16 protein-coding genes are annotated in these 17731 nt (G+C 69.1%); 10 read left to right on the top strand and 6 right to left on the bottom strand.

The features are described 5' to 3' along the window. Nucleotides 1-46 precede the first annotated feature (46 nt). A complete protein-coding gene (locus SK854_RS32355; protein ID WP_319978919.1) occupies nucleotides 47-952 on the top strand; it encodes a phosphotransferase in 906 nt (301 codons plus the stop codon). Here SK854_RS32355 and SK854_RS32350 read toward each other — a convergent pair. Further along, complete coding sequence (locus tag SK854_RS32350; protein WP_319979253.1) at nucleotides 949-2679, bottom strand: discoidin domain-containing protein; 1731 nt, start codon at nucleotides 2677-2679, stop codon at nucleotides 949-951. The genes SK854_RS32355 and SK854_RS32350 overlap by 4 nt on opposite strands. A gap of 235 nt (nucleotides 2680-2914) precedes the next feature. Here SK854_RS32350 and SK854_RS32345 point away from each other — a divergent pair, with 235 nt between their 5' ends. Genes SK854_RS32345 through SK854_RS32315 form a run of 7 tightly spaced genes read left to right on the top strand, consistent with a single transcriptional unit; the run spans nucleotide 2915 to nucleotide 8968 of the window. Then, on the top strand, nucleotides 2915-3004 hold the full coding sequence (locus SK854_RS32345) for a putative leader peptide (protein ID WP_319978918.1): 90 nt from the start codon (nucleotides 2915-2917) through the stop codon (nucleotides 3002-3004). A 41-nt stretch (nucleotides 3005-3045) separates the two neighbouring features. Beyond that, entirely contained in the window at nucleotides 3046-4161 is a 1116-nt protein-coding gene (locus SK854_RS32340; RefSeq protein WP_319978917.1) for an ROK family transcriptional regulator, read from the top strand. Nucleotides 4162-4205: 44 nt separating this feature from the next. Continuing rightward, nucleotides 4206-5165, top strand: a complete 960-nt coding sequence (locus SK854_RS32335; RefSeq protein ID WP_319978916.1) for a TauD/TfdA dioxygenase family protein — start codon at nucleotides 4206-4208, stop codon at nucleotides 5163-5165. Further along, complete coding sequence (locus tag SK854_RS32330; RefSeq protein ID WP_319978915.1) at nucleotides 5165-6187, top strand: ABC transporter substrate-binding protein; 1023 nt, start codon at nucleotides 5165-5167, stop codon at nucleotides 6185-6187. The genes SK854_RS32335 and SK854_RS32330 overlap by 1 nt, the downstream gene beginning before the upstream one ends. After that, a complete protein-coding gene (locus SK854_RS32325) occupies nucleotides 6184-7017 on the top strand; it encodes an ABC transporter permease (RefSeq protein WP_319978914.1) in 834 nt (277 codons plus the stop codon). Before SK854_RS32330 ends, SK854_RS32325 begins: the two co-directional genes overlap by 4 nt. Then, nucleotides 6993-7655, top strand: coding sequence for an ABC transporter ATP-binding protein (locus SK854_RS32320; RefSeq protein ID WP_319978913.1), 663 nt, complete (start codon nucleotides 6993-6995; stop codon nucleotides 7653-7655). The genes SK854_RS32325 and SK854_RS32320 overlap by 25 nt, the downstream gene beginning before the upstream one ends. Further along, nucleotides 7652-8968 carry an LLM class flavin-dependent oxidoreductase gene (locus SK854_RS32315; protein WP_319978912.1) on the top strand — a complete coding sequence of 439 codons (1317 nt, stop codon included), beginning with the start codon at nucleotides 7652-7654 and terminating at the stop codon, nucleotides 8966-8968. The genes SK854_RS32320 and SK854_RS32315 overlap by 4 nt, the downstream gene beginning before the upstream one ends. Here SK854_RS32315 and SK854_RS32310 read toward each other — a convergent pair. Both SK854_RS32310 and SK854_RS32305 read right to left on the bottom strand, forming a co-directional pair. Next, entirely contained in the window at nucleotides 8957-9817 is an 861-nt protein-coding gene (locus SK854_RS32310) for a patatin-like phospholipase family protein (RefSeq protein WP_319978911.1), read from the bottom strand. The genes SK854_RS32315 and SK854_RS32310 overlap by 12 nt on opposite strands. Nucleotides 9818-9862: 45 nt before the next feature. Further along, entirely contained in the window at nucleotides 9863-10960 is a 1098-nt protein-coding gene (locus tag SK854_RS32305) for an alkaline phosphatase family protein (protein WP_319978910.1), read from the bottom strand. A gap of 49 nt (nucleotides 10961-11009) precedes the next feature. On the opposite strand from SK854_RS32305, the gene SK854_RS32300 reads away from it, so the two are divergent. Further along, nucleotides 11010-13337 carry a Tex family protein gene (locus SK854_RS32300; RefSeq protein WP_319978909.1) on the top strand — a complete coding sequence of 776 codons (2328 nt, stop codon included), beginning with the start codon at nucleotides 11010-11012 and terminating at the stop codon, nucleotides 13335-13337. 54 nt (nucleotides 13338-13391) lie between these two features. Here SK854_RS32300 and SK854_RS32295 read toward each other — a convergent pair whose 3' ends face one another. After that, on the bottom strand, nucleotides 13392-14630 hold the full coding sequence (locus SK854_RS32295; protein ID WP_319978908.1) for an ABC transporter substrate-binding protein: 1239 nt from the start codon (nucleotides 14628-14630) through the stop codon (nucleotides 13392-13394). Between the two features lie 266 nt (nucleotides 14631-14896). On the opposite strand from SK854_RS32295, the gene SK854_RS32290 reads away from it, so the two are divergent. Then, nucleotides 14897-16435 (top strand): phytoene desaturase family protein, encoded by a 1539-nt coding sequence (locus SK854_RS32290; protein WP_319978907.1) that lies wholly within the window; start codon nucleotides 14897-14899, stop codon nucleotides 16433-16435. Here SK854_RS32290 and SK854_RS32285 read toward each other — a convergent pair. Next, the gene (locus tag SK854_RS32285; RefSeq protein ID WP_319978906.1) at nucleotides 16429-17295 is read right to left on the bottom strand and encodes an ABC transporter ATP-binding protein; all 867 of its coding nucleotides are present in this window, start codon (nucleotides 17293-17295) and stop codon (nucleotides 16429-16431) included. The two genes, SK854_RS32290 and SK854_RS32285, sit on opposite strands and share 7 nt — an antisense overlap. Before the next feature lie 26 nt (nucleotides 17296-17321). Continuing rightward, the gene (locus SK854_RS32280; protein WP_319978905.1) at nucleotides 17322-17699 is read right to left on the bottom strand and encodes a GntR family transcriptional regulator; all 378 of its coding nucleotides are present in this window, start codon (nucleotides 17697-17699) and stop codon (nucleotides 17322-17324) included. Between the last annotated feature and the right edge of the window lie 32 nt (nucleotides 17700-17731).

The following is a 17731-nucleotide window of genomic DNA, read 5'->3' as shown; positions in this document are numbered from 1 at the left end:
AAGTGTTGGCACCAGTTTCACGTGCCCGCCACTAACGTTCCGCAGCGTGGCACATCTGGGGGTGGCCGACCTCGCGGACATCGCGCAGGCGGCGTACGGCCGTGAACTGAGCGACGTGGTCCGCCTGCACGGCGGCACCAAGAAGGGCGTCTACCGCCTGACACTCGACGACGGCACGACGGGCGTCGCCTACGTGTGGCGCGCGACCGAGGACTACTGGCCCACGCACGAGCACGATCCGTTGTTCGGCAACGCGAGCGGCCGCGACCTGTTCCTCACCGCCCACACCGCGCTGGCCGAGGCCGGGGTGTGCGTGCCGAGGCTGGTGCTGGTCGACCGCGACGTGATCGTGGTCGAGGACCTCGGCGCCGAGTTCCTGGAGAAGCTGCTCGACCACGACACCGAGGTGCTCGAACGACTGTGGGACGACCTCGCGGCCATGCATCAGCGCACGAGCCCGCGCTACGGCCGTCCGAGCGCGCTGCAACCCTTGGACGCGCCACCGGTGGCGGACGTGGTGCTGGAGCGGGCCCTCGGGCATCTGGAAGCCTGCTGCGAACGGGTGCCGCGGATCGCGGCCGAGCGCGACCGCCTGGAAACCCAGCTGCGGCAACGGCATTCGGTGATCGAGCCGCGCACGGCCTACGGGCTGATCCACGGCGAGCTGGGCCCCGACCACGTGCTCGTGGCGGACGGGCGGCCGGTGCTGATCGACATCGAGGGCGTGATGTTCTTCGACGTCGAGTGGGAGCACGTGTTCCTGGAGATGCGCTTCGGCCCGCACTACCGGCCGGCCGCCGGACTCGACCCGGCACGGATGTCGTTCTACCGGCTGGCACAGCACCTGTCCCTCGTGGAGGGCCCGCTTCGCCTGCTGGACGGCGACTTCCCGCACCGGGACGCGATGCGGGAGATCGCCGAGCACAACGTGGAACTCACCTTGACCTGCTAGAGCCCGGCGTACGCCGAACCGAGCCACGCCTCGTCGACCCGCAGCTGCGCCTTGCCCTGCGTGGACGTCTTCTCCACCCGGACGTGCCGCGCGGTCGTGTTCGCGGGCAGGTCGATGAACTGCACCCCGCGATGGTTGGCCAGCGATCCGGACTTGACTTTCGTCCACTTGGAACCGTCACTGGACGTGTAGACGTTGTAGTTCTTGACGCGTGCGGAGTTCGACGAGGGGTAGGTCGTCGAGTCCTCGCGCTGGTTGAGCGCGACGTATGCGACCTTCTTCGCCGAGCCCAGATCGAAGCGCAACGACACTGTGCCCGCACCCGTTGCGTCCCAATAGGTCTGGTAGTTGCCGTCGGCCGCGTGCGAGGCCGGGTGGCCGGACCCCGCGGCCGACGCGCTCATCGTGTACGACGAGGCCGGGATGATCCCCTCGCGCTCGCCGGTCTCGACCTTGAACACCGTGTCGTACTGGTCCCAGTTCGAGATGCCGCTGAGCGTGATCGTGCCGCCGGCCTGCGACCAGTTCACCGCAGCGCCCGTGCGCAGGTTCGTGACGCGGCTGACCTCGTACCCGTTGTCGCGCACCTTCAACGTGCTGCCGGACGGCTTGGTGAGCACGTGGACGTAGTGGTTCTGCGGGTTGGTCTTGGAGACGGTCGTGACGCCGTGCGCGCCGTCGTTCCAGAACCCCGGTTTGAGCCCGCCGTTGAGATACCCGCCGCCGTACGTGCCGCCGATCGACTCCCAGATGTCGCCGAGGTAGGTGCTCGTGAAGTTGTTGAACGCGGCCTGGTTGGAGGGGAACCTGCCGTTGACCATCGCGGTCTCCGCCATCAACGCCTTGACGTCACTGCCCGCGTTGGTGATCAGGCGTCCCAGGGTCAGCTTGTAGTCGACCGTCGAGTTCGAGCCGGAGTACCACCACGCTCCGCTGCTCGGCAGCTTGAAGCACGCCTCGATCAGCCGTGGCGCCGCCGTGTAGACCGCCTGCGGGTAGTCGTAGTTCGGCGTCATGCCGGTCTTCTGCTCGTTGCTGATCGTGTCCATGATCGCGGTGTCCTCGTTGTTGTTGCTGAGGACCATGTCCGGCCGATCACGCCGGATCCGTTCGTACAGGCCGTTCTGCTCCCAGTACGCGTTGTCGTTGTCGATCCAGAACCCGGCGAGCTTCGGGTAGCGCGCCATGACCTCGACGAAGTTGTCGTAGCTGAACTGCCCGAACCCCGGCCGCTCCTGCAGGTTCACCGTCTTGCCCTTGTACTTCGAGTACGCGGCCGAGTCGAGCCACTCGTGCCCACCCTCGTCGTGCCACTGCGGGTCGTCGGTCATGTAGTTGATGACCTTCACGCCCTCCGCGGCCGCCGCGTCGATCAGCTCGCCGAGGAAGTCGCGCTTGGTCGAGCAACTGCCAGGAACCGCCGACGGCCACGCCCGCGCGTAGCCCAGCCGCGAGTGGAACGACGCCAGCACCAGGTACTGCGCGTGCAGCTTCTTCGCCTCGTCGACCCAGTACTTCGCACTCCACCCACCACCCGTGACGGCGGCTTCCCAAGCGCCGCAACTGGTGTAGCCCGGACTCGTCCGCATCCCCCAGTGCAGGAACAGGCCGGACGTGGACGCCCGCAGCCAGTCCTGCCGGGGATGCAGCACCTCAGCGTGAGCCGGCGTGCTCACACCTGCGACGAGTAGAACGGCGGTCATCAACACGCCGAGACGACGCGACATTTTGCCCACGAGCCAGCCTCCTGGTGGACGCTCCCCGCGGCGGTAGGAAGACGTGCTCGGTGTTCCGCGCAAAGGTCTACGCCACTCCGCGCCCTGACTTCAAGAGGTCATCGGAGGTCTGAGCGTGTTACATCGCAAAAGGATCGATAAAGGCTCCAAATGAGCCGACCTTTCGGCGCATCTCACCACGTGGGCGTGCTTGGCCAGGACGGGACCGGGTGTCAGCATCGAAGGCATGTCCCAGGCATCCGTGCTCAGCACGCGCCGCCACGTCGACCTCCGTCGGCAGGCGAGCGCGATCTGTGCGGCGCCCGCCTTCGCCTGACCGGAGATCAGACGAGCCCCTGCGAGAAGGGGAGGGACCGCATGAGCCGCACCGCCGCCACCGTGCTCAGGTCCGTGCTGGACCACGGACCCGTCGCGCGCAGCACCATCGCGCGCCTCACCGGGCTGAGTGCCGCGACCGTCACGAAGCAGTACGCCGAGCTGGCCGAACGCGGGCTGGTGCGCGAGGTCGACACCCGTGTTCCGCGCGTGACGATCGGGCGGCCGCACGTGCCGGTGGACATCGACGTGGACCGGCACGTGGTGTGCGGGGTGCACATCGCTTACGGGCACACGACTTTGGCGCTCGTCGACCTGCGTGGGCGGGTGCTCGCCGAGGAACGGGAGCCGCACGACCGGCCGGCGCCGGACCGGGCGTTGCGGCGGATCGCCGAGCGGGTGCCCGCGTTCCTGCGCCGGCACGACCGCGTGCCGATCGGGGTCGGGGTGGCCACCGGCGGGCGCGTGGACGGCGGCACGATCGTCGAGCACAGCCAGCTCGGCTGGAAGGGCGTGCGCGCCAAGGAGTTTCTGACCACAGCGCTCGACATGGCGGTTCAGGTCGAGTCGCACTCGAGGGCACTCGCGCGGGCCGAGCAGCTCTTCGGGGCTGACCCCAGAGCCCGCACCAGCTTGGTGCATCTGTTCGTGGGCAACGTGGTCGACGCGGCCATCGTCACCGGCGGCGCCGTGCACAGCGGGCCGGGTGGTGCGGCGGGCGAGATCGCGCACCTCCGGCTGCGGCACGATGACACGCTGTGTCCCTGCGGACGACGCGGGTGTCTGCAGGCCGCGACGTCGAATCGGACACTCGCGGAACGGGGCGCGCGGGCCGGGATCATCGCGGAACCGTCGCTGGACCTGCTGATCGAGGCCGGCCGGCAGGGTGATCCACGCGCGATCGAGTTGTTCCGGCGGCGGTCGAGGCTCGTCGGGCAGGCCGCTCAGCTGCTGCTCGACGTGATCAACCCGGACGTGCTCGTGGTGGTGGAGACCGGTGCGATCCTCATTCCCGGATGCTGGGAGCAATTGACATCGGAAATCGGCGAACGTAATGGAGATGTCATTCAGACGAGTTTCGGCAGCGAGGTTCTCAGTGTCGCGGCCGGAAGTGTCGTGCTCAGTGAGATCTACGGCGGTCCGACTTATTTTTCCTGAGCGGAAAATAGACATCGGCAGCCCCTGAACTGCAGGCTTGTCCCATGACCTCAGTTCAGGAAAAGACCCTCACGGTCAAACCGATCGCCGGGCACATCGGGGCAGAAATCTCGGGCATCGACATTTCTCGACCGCTTCGCGCGGCCGAGCTGGAAACGGTGCACAAGGCACTGCACGCTCACAAGGTGATTTTCTTCCGAGACCAGGATCTGGACCACGCGAGCCAGATCGCGTTCGGCCGCCAGTTCGGCGAGCTCACCTACGCCCACCCGCACGACGACGCCCCGCCGACCGGTTTCCCGGAGATCTTCACGATCGACCCGCGCCGGTACGAGGAGCGCTACGGCAAGGACTTCAAGCAGCAGAACCAGAAGCGCCAGTACAGCTACTTCTCCGGCTGGCACACCGACGTCACCGCCGCGGTGAACCCACCGGCCGCGTCGATCCTGCGCGCCGAGGTGGTGCCGGAGATCGGCGGCGACACGACGTGGACGAACCTCGTCGCCGCGTACAACGGACTCTCCGCCCCGATCCAGTCCTTTGTGGACGGGCTGCGGGCCGAGCACCGCTACGGCGGCTCGGTGAAGGTCGGGGACGGCGCGTACGCCAAGCGCGTCAACGACAACCTGCTGGTCGCCGAGCACCCGGTCGTCCGCGTGCATCCCGTCACCGGTGAGAAGGGACTGTTCGTCAACCCCGGCTTCACGAGCCACGTCGTCGGCGTCTCCCCCAGCGAGAGCAAGGCGGTCCTGGACCTGCTGTACGCCGAGCTGACCAGGCCCGAGTACACCGTGCGGTTCCGCTGGGAGCCGGGCAGCGTCGCGTTCTGGGACAACCGCGCCACCGCCCACCTCGCGCCGCGCGACCTGGAGCACTTCGACGTCCAGCGCACCCTGCACCGCGTCACGCTCATCGGCGACACCCCGGTCGGGCCGGACGGGCGCGAGTCCACGCTGCTCGCCGGCCGTCCGTTCACCGCCGACCACGCAGTGGTGGTGGACTGATGCTGACCCGCCGTTCCCTGTTGCTCGGCCTCGCGGCTCTCGGTGCCGCGGGGTGCTCCGCGGGCAGCGCGACCACCACCCAGGTCCTCGGCGACCTGCCCACGACGGCCCCTCCGCCGGACACCAGGCTCACGATCTCCATCCGCACCACGCTCAAGCAGCTCGAAGCGTCGGGCGAGCTGAGCAAACTCCCGTTCCAGGTCAGCGACTGGCCCAACATCCAGGCCGGTCCGGACGTGATCCAGGCGTTCCGCGCCAAGTCCGTCGACCTCGGCGCCAACGCCGGCATCCCGCCGATCCAGGCGCAGGCGACCCGGCTCGCGACCAAGATCGTGGCGGTCGGCGAGCGCGACAAACCCCTCTACACCTACGCCACCAGGCCAGGTTCGCCGATCAGGTCCCTCGAAGACTTCAAGGGCAAGAAGATCGCGTTCAGCCAGGGCCAGGCGCAGGGCGTGGTCGTGCTGCGAACCCTGAAAGAACTCGGGCTCAAGCTGACCGACGTCGAGCTGATCCCGTTGACCAGCAACCAGTTCCTCACGGCGGTGCAGGCGGGGCAGGTCGACGTCGCCGTGCTCGCCGAACCGCAGCTCACCAAGTACCTCGGCCAGTACCCGGACGCGCGAGCCATCCAGATGAAGTCCGTCGACCTGCTCACGGTCCTGTGGGCGCCGGTCGAGGTGCTCAACGACCCCGCGAAACTCGCCGCGATCAAAGCGTTCATCCCGTTCTGGGCCCGCGGAACCGTGTGGAGCTACGAGAACCCGGACAAGTGGGTCGACACCTACTACGTGAAGGACCAGAACGTCTCCAAGGCCGACGGCGACCGGATCGTGCAGTCGACGCCGCCGCTGACCTTCCCGACGAACTGGGACCGCGCGGTCAAGTGGGAGCAGGAGACCGCGGATCTGCTGGCAGAGGGCGGTTTCGTGCCCAGGTTCGACGTGACCGAGCTGTTCGACCGGCGGTTCGAGAAGGTCGCCGCCGAGGCCGTCGACGCCAAGTACCGGAGCCGGACATGACCCACGTTCTCGACCGTCCCGCCGCCATCGCCACGCCCACCACCCTCACGCGCCGCAAGCGTCTGGGACTCGGCAAACCCATCCCGTACGGACGAGTCCTCGGCCCCGCACTGGTCATCGCCGTCTGGAGCATCGCCTCCGCCAGCGGCGCGCTCGACCCGCGCATCCTGTCCGCTCCGTGGACGATCGTCCACACCGGAATCGAGCTGACCGGGAGCGGCAAACTCCCGGAGAGCATCCTCACCTCGCTCCAGCGGGCAGCCCTCGGGTTCTTCTTCGGCGCCACGGCCGGCACGGTGCTCGCGGTCCTCTCCGGCCTCAGCCGCGTCGGCGAGGCGCTGATCGACGGCACGGTCCAGGTCAAGCGCGCGATCCCGTCGCTGGGCCTGATCCCGCTGCTGATCCTGTGGCTCGGCATCGGCGAGGAGTTCAAGATCGTGGTGATCGCCGTGACCATCGCGACGATCATGTACCTGCAGACGTACGCGGCACTGACCGGCATCGACAGCCGGTACGTCGAACTCGCGGAAGCCGTCGGCCTCACCCGCACCCAGTACGTGCGCAGGGTCGTCTTCCCCGGCGCGCTGCCCGGCTTCTTCCTCGGCCTGCGCCTCGCCGTCACGGCGTCGTGGCTGTCGCTCGTGGTGCTGGAGCAGATCAACGCGACCAGCGGCATCGGCTACCTGATGTTCCAGGCGCAGAACTACGGCCAGACCGACGTCATCGTGGTCGGGCTCGTCGTCTACGGCCTGTTCGGGTTCGTGTCGGACGCGCTGCTGCGGATCATCGAACGGAGGGCCCTGGCATGGCGACGCACGCTGTCCGGGTGAAGAACCTGACGAGGCAGTTCCAGCAACGCAAAGTGCTCGACGACCTCGACCTCACGATCGCGCCCGGCGAGTTCGTGGCGTTGCTGGGCCGCAGCGGCTCCGGCAAGTCAACGCTGCTCAAGGCCATCGCCGGACTCGACCACGACGTGACCGGCGAGGGCACCCTCGAAGTCCCCCACGAGGTCGCCGTCGCGTTCCAGGACTCACGACTGCTGCCCTGGCTGCGCGTCCTCGACAACGTCGAACTCGGCGTCAAACCGGGCAGAGGCAAAGCGGCACTGGACGAAGTCGGGCTCAAGGGCCGCGAACGCGCCTGGCCCGCGGAACTGTCCGGCGGCGAACAACAAAGAGTCGCGCTCGCCCGCTGCCTCGTCCGCGAACCCCGCCTGCTGCTGGCCGACGAACCGTTCGGCGCACTGGACGCCTTGACCCGCATCAAGATGCACGCCCTGCTGCGCGAACTGTGCGCGAAGCACCGGCCCGCCGTCCTGCTGGTCACCCACGACGTCGACGAGGCCGTCGAACTCGCCGACCGCGTGCTCGTCCTGCAGGAAGGCCGCATCGGCCTCGACCTCCCGGCGCACGACGCCGACCGCACGCACCTGTTGTCCGCACTCGGCATCGGAGTCGCCGCATGACGCTGCACCTCAACCTCTTCATCCACGACACCGGCCACCACGAGGCGTCCTGGCGGCTGCCGGAGTCGGAACCCCTGGCGCACATCGACATCGCCTACCACCAGCGGATCGCGCGCATCGCGGAAGAGGCGAAGTTCGACTCGGTGTTCCTCGCCGACTCCCCCGTGCTGTGGGGGAACCCGAGCCGCCGCCCGTCCGGCAAGATCGAACCGACCATCCTGCTCACCGCGATCGCCGCCGCGACAACGAGAATCGGCCTGATCGCCACGGCGTCCACCACCTACAACGAGCCGTTCAACCTCGCGCGCCGGTTCAGCTCGCTCGACCACGTGAGCGGCGGCCGCGCGGGCTGGAACATCGTCACGACCGCCGGCGACGACGCGGCCCGGAACTTCGGCCTCGACGCCCAGCCCGCCCACCTCACGCGCTACGACCGCGCCGCGGAGTTCGTGGAGGTGTCGAAGAAGCTCTGGGACTCCTGGGACGACGACGCGATCATCGCCGACAAGGTCACCGGTGTGCACGCCAGGGACGACCGCGTCCACACCGTCGACCACGTCGGCCCGCACTTCAAGGTCCGCGGCCCGCTCAACGTGCCGCGCTCACCCCAGGGCTACCCGCTGCTGGTCCAGGCAGGCAGCTCGGAGGACGGCAGGGACTTCGCCGCCCGGCACGCGGAGGCCGTCTTCACCGCGCAGCAGACGCTCGACGACGCGATCGCGTTCTACCGGGACGTGAAGCGCCGGGCGATCGAGTTCGGCCGCGACCCGAACGAGGTCAAGATCCTCCCGGGCCTGGTCCCGGTGATCGGCTCGACGGAAGAAGAGGCGCACGCGCTCGACGCCGAGCTGGAACGGCTGATCGTCCCGGAGCACGCGGCCAGGCAGCTCGCGGGCCTGCTCAGGGTCGACCACCTGGAACTGGACGAGGAACTCCCCGCCGACCTGCCGGAGGAGGCCGCGATCGAGGGCGCGAAGTCGCGGTACACGCTGATCGTGGAACTGGGCCGGCGCGAACGGCTGACCGTCCGCCAGCTCATCGGCAGGCTCGGCGGCGGGCGCGGGCACAAGACGTTCGCCGGCACCGCGCTCCAGGTCGCCGACACGATCGAGGAATGGCACCGGGCGGGCGCCGCGGACGGGTTCAACATCATGCCCGCCGTGCTGCCGTCCGGACTGGAGCGGTTCGCGGAGGAGGTGTTGCCGATCCTGCGGCAGCGCGGCCTGTTCCGCACCGAGTACACCGGCCGGACGTTGCGCGAGCACTACGGCCTGCCGCGCCCCGCGAACCAGCTCTCGGCGCTACCCGTGTGACGGGTGCCCGTACAGGCCCACGCCGGCGATCTCCAGCGTCGTGAGGAACGTGGTCGAGGCCAGGTAGGAGGCCTCGACCAGTTCCGCGGTGTGCGAGAAGTCCAACGGCGTCACGGCCTGCACGGGCGGACCCGGCAGGTACAGCACCGGGGCGGTCTGGGAGGCGAGCTCGACCTCCAGCACGGCCTGGTTGCGCATCCCCAGCGTCGCCCAGAACAGCAACGTCTCGGCGAGCGTCTCCGGCACGGTCGGCAGGTGGCCGGGGAACGCGCAGTCCAGCACCACCAACGACTTCGCGCCCATCGCGAGCGCCTGCCGGATCGGCACGTTCGCGAGCACGCCACCGTCGTAGAGCACCTGCTCGCCGATGCGCACCGGCGGGTACACGCCCGGAATCGCCGCGCTGGCGAGGATCGCGGGGATCAACTCCCCCTCCACGATGTTCACGGCCTCACCGGTCACGCCGTCCACGGACACCGCGCCGAACGGCAGCGTCAGCTCGGAGAACGACGTGCACCCGCCGAGCCCCTCGGTCAGCACGTGCGCGAGACCGGTGTTCGGGAAGAGATAGGTCTTGTTGGTGCGCAACGACCTCAGCTGCGCGATCGGGCCGCCCGGGAACACCCGCTGGCGCGTCATGCCCTCCCACAGCACGGCCAGCCGTTCGGCGGCCTTGTCCGGGTCGAGGGCGAGCAACGAGCCGTTGACCGACCCCACCGAGGTGCCGACGACGAGGTCCGGCCGGACGCCGTGTTCCCGCAACGCGCGCAGCATGCCGACCTGCGCGGCACCGAGGCTTCCGCCTCCTCCGAGCACGAACCCGACTGGTCCTGGCAGTTCGATCGTCACGTCCGGTGATCCTAAAGCGAGGCAACGGAAAGGGCTGACTTCGATCTACATTGAAGTCACTGAGTGGACGAGTAGCGGAATCGCCATCTCCGCGGAGGTGCGCGAGCCGTGGAACCCCGTCATGCCGTTCCACGTGGGCTCGGCCTGGCCGCGCAGGACCACCGCGGAGTCCTTCATCGCCACCACCACGTCCCCGATCCGGTCGGCCGCCAGCGGGCTGACCGGGCCGAACCACCCGGCTTCCACGGCCTCCTCGCGCGTCAGCACGTCCGCGCGGTCGCCGAGGAACTCCCGCCACACGGCCTGCACCTCGTCGGTCTCGGTGTACAGGTACCGCACCCGAGGCTCACCGGCGATCACCCGGACTCCCTGCCACAGCAGCGGTTCGGTGTCGAAGTCGATCCGGTCGCCCGCGGTGACCATGCCGTGGTCCGCCGTCACGACGAGCAACGAGTCCGGGGGCATCCGCGCGGCGACGCGCGAGGCCAGCACGTCCACGAACTCCAGTTGCATCAGCCACTCGTCGGAGCCCGGCCCGTAGATGTGCCCGATCGTGTCGAGATCCGCGTGGTAGGCGTAGCAGAACGAACGGTCCTGCCGGACCGCCGCCACCGCTCCCAGCGCGAGGTCGCCGAACCCGGCCGTGCCACGGAACCACGAGCCGCGCAGCACCGCCCGCGTGAGGCCGGAGGAGCGGTGGACGAGCGGCGCGACCGTGCTGGCGGCGACCCCGGCCGCCGCCGCCCGTTCGAACAGCGTCGGGTGCGGCTGCACGACCTCGGGCACGAGCGTCTTGCGCAGGTCGTGGTGGCGTTCACTGGCCCGCGTCCAGCTCAGCGAGTTGAGGACCTCGTCGCCGACCTCGAACGTGTAGCCGACGACGCCGTGCTCCCCTGACCGCAGCCCGGTGCCGATCGAGGCGAGGCTGGTGGCCGTCGAGGACGGGAAACCGGCGTCGATCGAGCGGTCGGGCAGCGAGGACAGGAACGGTGCGTGCGAGGCATGAGCGCGCAGCAGCTCGTGGCCCAGACCGTCGACGAGCAGCAGGACGACACGCCGGGCCGCGGGAAGGCCGAGCGTGTTGTCGGCACCCGGTACGTCCAGGCCCGACAGCAGTGAGGGGACGACCTCGGCGATGGTCATGAAGGACACCGTGCCACGTCGAATCGGACAGCGGGCAGAATGGCGCGCTGTGACAACGCTCATCCACCAGAAGATCGCTGACGAGCTCGGAGTGGCCGCAGGCCAGGTCGGCTCTGCTGTCGAACTGCTCGACGGTGGCGCGACCGTCCCGTTCGTCGCCCGCTACCGCAAGGAGGCGACCGGCGGTCTCGACGACACCCAGTTGCGCACGCTCGAGGAACGGCTCGGCTACCTGCGCGAACTGGAGGAGCGCCGCGCGGCCGTCCTCAACTCCATCCGCGAACAGGGCAAGCTGAACGAGGCCCTGGAAGCGCAGATCCTCGCCGCCGAGTCCAAGGCGCGGCTGGAGGACCTCTACCTGCCGTACAAGCAGAAGCGCCGCACGAAGGCCCAGATCGCGAAGGAGGCCGGTCTCGAACCGCTGGCCGACGCACTTCTGGGTGATCCTGGCCTGAACCCGCAGGAGGAAGCCGCCAAGTTCGTCGCCCCGGCGAAGGAGGTCGCGGACACCGCGGCCGCCCTGCAGGGCGCGCGGGCCATCCTGGTCGAGCGATTCGGCGAGGACGGCGACCTGATCGGCGAGCTGCGCGAGCAGATGTGGACGCGCGGCCGGGTCGTCTCCAAGGTCCGCGAGGGCAAGGAGACCGACGGCGCCAAGTTCTCCGACTACTTCGAGTTCGACGAGCCGTTCTCCAAGCTGCCGTCGCACCGCATCCTGGCGCTGTTCCGCGGCGAGAAGGAGGAGGTCCTCGACCTCGTCCTGGAGCCGGAGGAGCCGCGTGAGGAGGGTCCGTCGACGTTCGAGGTGCGCATCGCCTCGCGCTTCGGCATCGACGACCGCGGCCGTCCCGGCGACAAGTGGCTCACCGACACGGTGCGCTGGGCGTGGCGGACGCGGATCCTCGTGCACCTGGGCATCGACCTGCGCGGCCGGCTGCGCCAGTTCGCCGAGGACGAGGCCGTGAAGATCTTCGCCTCGAACCTGCGCGACCTGCTGCTGGCCGCCCCGGCCGGCACGCGCGCCACGATGGGCCTCGACCCCGGCTACCGCACCGGCGTGAAGGTCGCGATCGTCGACGCCACCGGCAAGGTCGTCGCGCACGGCGTCATCCAGCCGCACGTGCCCGCGAACCGCTGGGACGAGTCGATCGCGAAGCTCGCGGCGTGGTCCAAGCAGTACAACGTCGACCTGATCGCGATCGGCAACGGCACGGCGTCGCGGGAGACCGACAAGCTCGCCGCCGACCTGATCAAGCGCCACCCCGACCTGGGCCTCACCAAGATCGTGGTGTCCGAGGCGGGCGCGTCGGTGTACTCGGCGTCGGCCTACGCGTCGTCCGAGCTGCCGGGCCTCGACGTGTCGATCCGCGGCGCGGTGTCGATCGCGCGGCGCCTGCAGGACCCGCTGGCCGAGCTGGTGAAGATCGACCCGAAGTCGATCGGCGTCGGCCAGTACCAGCACGACCTCGCGGAGTCGAAGCTGTCGCGCTCGCTGGACGCGGTGGTCGAGGACTGCGTGAACGCGGTCGGTGTGGACCTCAACACCGCCTCGGTGCCGCTGCTGAGCCGCGTCTCCGGCATCACCGCCGGTCTCGCGGAGAACATCGTGCTGCACCGCGACGCCAACGGTCCGTTCAAGTCCCGCAAGGCGTTGAAAGACGTGGCGCGGCTCGGCCCGAAGGCGTTCGAGCAGTGCGCGGGCTTCCTCAAGATCCGCGGTGGCGACGAGCCGCTGGACGCCTCCTCGGTGCACCCCGAGGCGTACCCGGTCGTGCGGCGGATCCAGGAGGCCGCGGGCGCCGAGCTGATCGGCAACACCGCGGTGCTGACGAAGGTGCGGCCCGAACAGTTCGTGGACGAGCAGTTCGGTCTGCCGACGGTCACGGACATCCTGCGCGAACTCGAGAAGCCAGGCCGCGACCCGCGTCCGGCGTTCAAGACGGCGACCTTCGCGGACGGCGTCGAGAAGATCGCCGACCTCAAGCCCGGCATGGTGCTGGAGGGCGTCGTGACGAACGTGGCCGCGTTCGGCGCGTTCGTGGACATCGGCGTGCACCAGGACGGTCTGGTGCACATCTCGGCCCTGTCCAACACCTACGTGAAGGACCCGCGCGACGTCGTCAAGTCCGGTGACGTGGTGCGGGTGAAGGTGCTGGAGGTCGACGAGGCCCGCAAGCGCATCGGCCTGACGCTGCGCCTGACCGACGAGCCGGGCAAGCCCGCGCCGAAGCAGCAGGGCGGTGGCGGCGGTGGCCGTGACCGTCGTCCGCAGCAGCGTGGCGGACAGCCCCAGCGCGGCGGCCAGCAACGCAGTGCGCCGCCGGCCGCGAGCGGCTCGATGGCGGACGCGCTCCGCAAGGCCGGATTCGGCAAGTAGGACGACGAAAACGGCCCCTCCCGAGTGCGGGAGGGGCCGTTTACCATTTGGTCGTTACTTGGCGCGGGTGCCCTTCATCTTCACGAGCTCGGACTCGAACAACTCCTCGACGGTCGTGAGACCGCCGGGCGCCTTCGAGTCGACCTTGGTGATGTAGGACTGCGTGGCCGACGGCCGCCCGACGAGCGAGTAGTGCAGCGCGCTGGTCAGGCCCTGGGTGTCCAGGCCGTTGGTGTTGTGGAACGCGTCCAGCACGCCGTCGCGCGAGAGGTCGCCGTTCTGGCACGCCTTCTCGATGACCGAGAGGAACACCTTGGCGACGGTGTAGCCGTGGTCGACGTAGATCGCCGGCTTGTCGTTCGGGTAGTACTTGTTGAACGCCGCCGCCACCTCGCGCGGGCCGGGCTGGGTGCCGGTGAACGGCGCCACCGACGTCACCACGGACACCTGCTTCTCCACGGCGGGGCCGACCGGCGAGTCGAGGATGGCGGTGTCGAAGCCGACCACGTTGACCATGAACGGCACCTCCCACTTCAGCGCCGCGGCCACCCCGACGGCGGCGGCGGTCTGGGCGGGGGTGGTGCTCAGCACGACGGCCTTCGCGCCCGCGGCCTTCAGCGCGCCGATCTGCTGCGCGAGGTCGGCCGTGGTCTCGCCGATCGGCTGCTCGGCGATCTTCATGTTCCACTGCGTCCCGACGAACCTGCTGCCCTCGACGGCGTTGTCGCCGTAGCTGCCCTGGACGAAGACGTGGCCGACGGTGTCGCCCTCCTTGATGACACCGCGGCGCTTGTAGTGATCAAGTCCGTTGATGACGTCGAGGTCGTACGTGGTGCCGACGATCATCATGTGGGGGTTGCCGAGCAATGACGCGGCCCACGACGCGGGGGCGGTCAGCGTGCGCGTCTGCATGATGTCGGGCTCGATCGCGGCGGTCATCGGGGTGCCCGCGAGCTCCAGCAGACCGAGCACCTGCGGCTCCAGGTCGAAGTACGCGTCGAGCGCCTTCTGAACGTCGTACGCGTGGTCCTTCTGCTTCAGCTCGATCTTGCGGCCGCAGATGCCTCCGCGGTCGTTGACCTGCTTCACGTAGAGGTCGTAGCCCTTCATGCGGGTCAGCGCGGAGGCTTTGAACGGGCCTGTCATGTCCGTGAGGATGCCGAGCGAGATCGTGTCGTCGGTAACGCCCGGCCCGGTCTTCACCTGGACCTTCTCGTCTGTCTTGGCGCCACAACCGGCCGCGAGGACGGCAAGCGCCAAGGCGGCGGTGGGCAGTACACGGCGGAGGGGCATGCAGCAGTCCTTGTCCAAATGATCTCGGCATACTAAGCGGTAGCTCAGTATTGATTTCGTCGTCACATAATGCCTCTCTATGTGGTACGGAACACAGATACGTAAGGTTCATGTGACTACCGCTCGACTACGGAGTGTGCTAGCTCTTCGGTGCCGAACGAAATGAGATACGGCGTTCCCGGCCGAATTTCACACCTCCGTACGGACGCATCCGAACGCGTGAAGATCTGGAATCGTGGCTCGGACACGGGCAACAGGAGGCGTGCGTGAACGAGGTCGACGCGGTCGTCATCGGATCCGGGCCGAACGGCCTGGTGGCCGCGACGTTGCTCGCGGACGCGGGCTGGGACGTCCTCGTGCTGGAGCAGCGCGACAGGCCCGGCGGGGCTGTGACGTCGGCCGAGCTCACCGCGCCGGGCTTCACCAACGACGTCTTCAGCGCCTTCTACCCGCTCGGGCTGGGCTCGCCGGTCCTCGGCGCGCTGGGCCTCGACGTCCAGTGGCAGCACGCTCCGGCCGTACTAGCGCACGTGCTGCCGGATGACCGAGTGGCCTTGCTCTCGCGAGATGTCGCGGAAACGGCCAAATCCGTCGGTACTTTTGCCCACTCGGACGCCGAGCGCTGGCAAACGGAGTACTCGAAGTGGCTCCAGGTGCGCGACGCGGTACTTCACTCTCTGTTGCAACCGTTTCCACCCGTGCGGGGTGGTCTTTCACTGCTGCTTTCCGCGGGAGTCGGCGACGCCCTGCGGCTGGCCCGCCTGCTGACGTTGCCGGTGCGCCGGCTCGGCGAGGAACTCTTCGACGGCGAGGGCGCCCGCGTGCTGCTGGCGGGCAACACGATGCACACGGACCTCGGCCCGGACCAGGCCGGCGGCGCGGGCTTCGGCTGGCTGCTGGCGATGCTCGCGCAGGAGGTCGGCAACCCGGTCCCGCGTGGCGGGGCGGGTGAGCTGACCGCGTCACTGGTGCGGCGGTTCGGCGGCCGCATCGAGACGAACGCCCGAGTGACGGGTGTGCTGCACGCGCGCGGTGTCGCCGTTGGCGTGCGTCTGGCCGATGGCTCGGTCGTGCGCGCACGCCGTGCGGTCCTGGCCGACGTGCCCGCGCCGTCGCTCTACCTGGACCTGATCGGCGCCGACGCGTTGCCGTCGAAGCTCGCCGAGGACCTGAAGCGGTTCCAGTGGGACACCGACACGATCAAGGTCGACTGGGCGCTGTCCGGCCCGATCCCGTGGACCAACCCCGAGGCGGCGCGGGCGGGCACGATCCACCTCGGCGGCGACGTCAACGGCATGGCCACCGTGGCCCACGAACTGGCCTGCGGCAAGGTGCCGCGCAACCCGTTCATGCTCATCGGCCAGATGACGACGACCGACCCGACCCGCTCCCCGGCGGGCACAGAGGCCGCCTGGGCGTACACGCACGTGCCGCTGAGCGGGAACTGGACGCCGGACCGGCTGAAGCGCCGGGCCGACCGCCTGGAGCTGATGATCGAGGAACGCGCGCCCGGCTTCCGGTCCCGCATCCTCGGGCGTTCCGTGCTCGGACCGGCCGAGATCGGCTCGGTCAACGGCGGCACCGGGGCAATCCACCAGCAGCTGGTCTTCCGGCCGGTGCCGGGCCTCGGCCGCGCGGACACCCCGTTCGACCGGCTCTACCTGGCGGGTTCGTCGGCGTGGCCGGGCGGAGGCGTGCACGGCGCGGCGGGAGCGAACGCGGCACGGGCGGCGCTGGCCCGCTGGGGCGCGGCCGGCGGTCTCTACAAGACGTTGATCCAGGGCGTGAACAAGGCCCTCTACTGAGTGCGGGCGAACTTGCGGGTGCGTGATGCCCGCAGGTAGCCCATGACCAGCGCTTCCAGGTCGGGGTGCGTGGTCTCGAAGCCCTCGGGCACGAAGCCGCCGCGCACCAGCGCCGTCGTCTGGCGGGACGTGTGCGAGGTGTCGACCACGACGCCGTCCGTCTCCAGGTCCAGCCCGGCGGGCCCGACGACGACCTGGTGCTCCTCCAGGATCCCCTCGATGTCCCCCGCCACCTGCACGCGGCCCTCGTCCAGCAACAGCAGGTGATCGCAGACGTCGCCGAGGTCGGTGAGCAGGTGCGACGACAGCAGCACCGTCGTGCCCCGTTCGGCGACATCGGTCATGACGATCCGCAACGTCTCGTCGCGCGCCAACGGGTCGAGGTCGGACAGCGGCTCGTCCAGCAGCAGCACCTTCGGCAGCCGGCCGAGCGCCAGCGCGATCGCGACCTGCGTGCGGGCGCCGGCGGACAACGTGCGCACCTTCGCGTCCTTGTCCACTCCCGCGAGGAGATCCAGCACCTCGTTCGCCCTGCCGGACGACCAGCGGTCGTTCATCGCCGAGCCCGCCCGCATCATCTCGCGGACGGTGAACTGGTCGTAGAGCGGCCTTTTCTGGGTCAGCAGCGACACGTCGGGGTGCATCCGGCCGTTCACCGCGGTGCCGTGCACGGTGATCTCGCCGCCGGTGGGCTTCGCGAGCCCGGCGATCAACGACAGCAACGTGCTCTTGCCCGCGCCGTTCGGTCCCACCAGCCCGGTCACGCTGCCCTCCGGCAACGAGAACGAGCAGTCGTCGAGCGCTCTGGTCCGCCCGAAGTGCTTTGCGACGTTCTGCGCCTGCACAGGACTGGCGTTCATCGTGCTCCCAAAGTCCACAGTGGACATCAGTAGTGCGTGCCCCGCACGTCGGTGTAGATGGCGTCGACCTCGTCGGCCGACAGCCCGTCGTCCACGGCGCGGTCCATCCACTGCTCCAGGTCCTGCCGCAGCGGCGCGTCCGCCTTCGTCGCGTCGGTGGCGAGCGAGGCCGTGATGAAGGTGCCCATGCCCCGGCGACCTTCCACGAGACCCTCGTGTTCGAGCTCGCGGTACGCCTTCAGCACGGTGTTGGGGTTGACCCTGGTGGCCTCCACCACCTCGCGTGCCGTCGGCAGCTTGTCGCCGGGTCCGAGCAGCCCCATCCTCATGGCCTGCTTGACCTGCGCGGCGATCTGGAGATAGGTGGACACCCCGGAGTGCCGATCGATGCGGAACTCGATCACGCCGCCCAGCATAGGTGTCCACCCGTCCCCGC

Source organism: Lentzea sokolovensis (assembly GCF_033949975.1).
In the GTDB taxonomy this organism is placed as follows: Bacteria; Actinomycetota; Actinomycetes; order Mycobacteriales; family Pseudonocardiaceae; genus Lentzea; species Lentzea sokolovensis.
This window is presented reverse-complemented; position numbering and strand designations above follow the sequence as displayed.

Bases quoted from the DNA above. Each gene is read 5' to 3' on its own strand.
- SK854_RS32350 (WP_319979253.1), bottom strand. From the start codon at position 2,679: ATGTCGCGTCGTCTCGGCGTGTTGATGACCGCCGTTCTACTCGTCGCA.
- SK854_RS32345 (WP_319978918.1), top strand. From the start codon at position 2,915: ATGTCCCAGGCATCCGTGCTCAGCACGCGCCGCCACGTCGACCTCCGT.
- SK854_RS32340 (WP_319978917.1), top strand. From the start codon at position 3,046: ATGAGCCGCACCGCCGCCACCGTGCTCAGGTCCGTGCTGGACCACGGA.
- SK854_RS32335 (WP_319978916.1), top strand. From the start codon at position 4,206: ATGACCTCAGTTCAGGAAAAGACCCTCACGGTCAAACCGATCGCCGGG.
- SK854_RS32330 (WP_319978915.1), top strand. From the start codon at position 5,165: ATGCTGACCCGCCGTTCCCTGTTGCTCGGCCTCGCGGCTCTCGGTGCC.
- SK854_RS32325 (WP_319978914.1), top strand. From the start codon at position 6,184: ATGACCCACGTTCTCGACCGTCCCGCCGCCATCGCCACGCCCACCACC.
- SK854_RS32320 (WP_319978913.1), top strand. From the start codon at position 6,993: ATGGCGACGCACGCTGTCCGGGTGAAGAACCTGACGAGGCAGTTCCAG.
- SK854_RS32315 (WP_319978912.1), top strand. From the start codon at position 7,652: ATGACGCTGCACCTCAACCTCTTCATCCACGACACCGGCCACCACGAG.
- SK854_RS32305 (WP_319978910.1), bottom strand. From the start codon at position 10,960: ATGACCATCGCCGAGGTCGTCCCCTCACTGCTGTCGGGCCTGGACGTA.
- SK854_RS32295 (WP_319978908.1), bottom strand. From the start codon at position 14,630: ATGCCCCTCCGCCGTGTACTGCCCACCGCCGCCTTGGCGCTTGCCGTC.
- SK854_RS32285 (WP_319978906.1), bottom strand. From the start codon at position 17,295: ATGAACGCCAGTCCTGTGCAGGCGCAGAACGTCGCAAAGCACTTCGGG.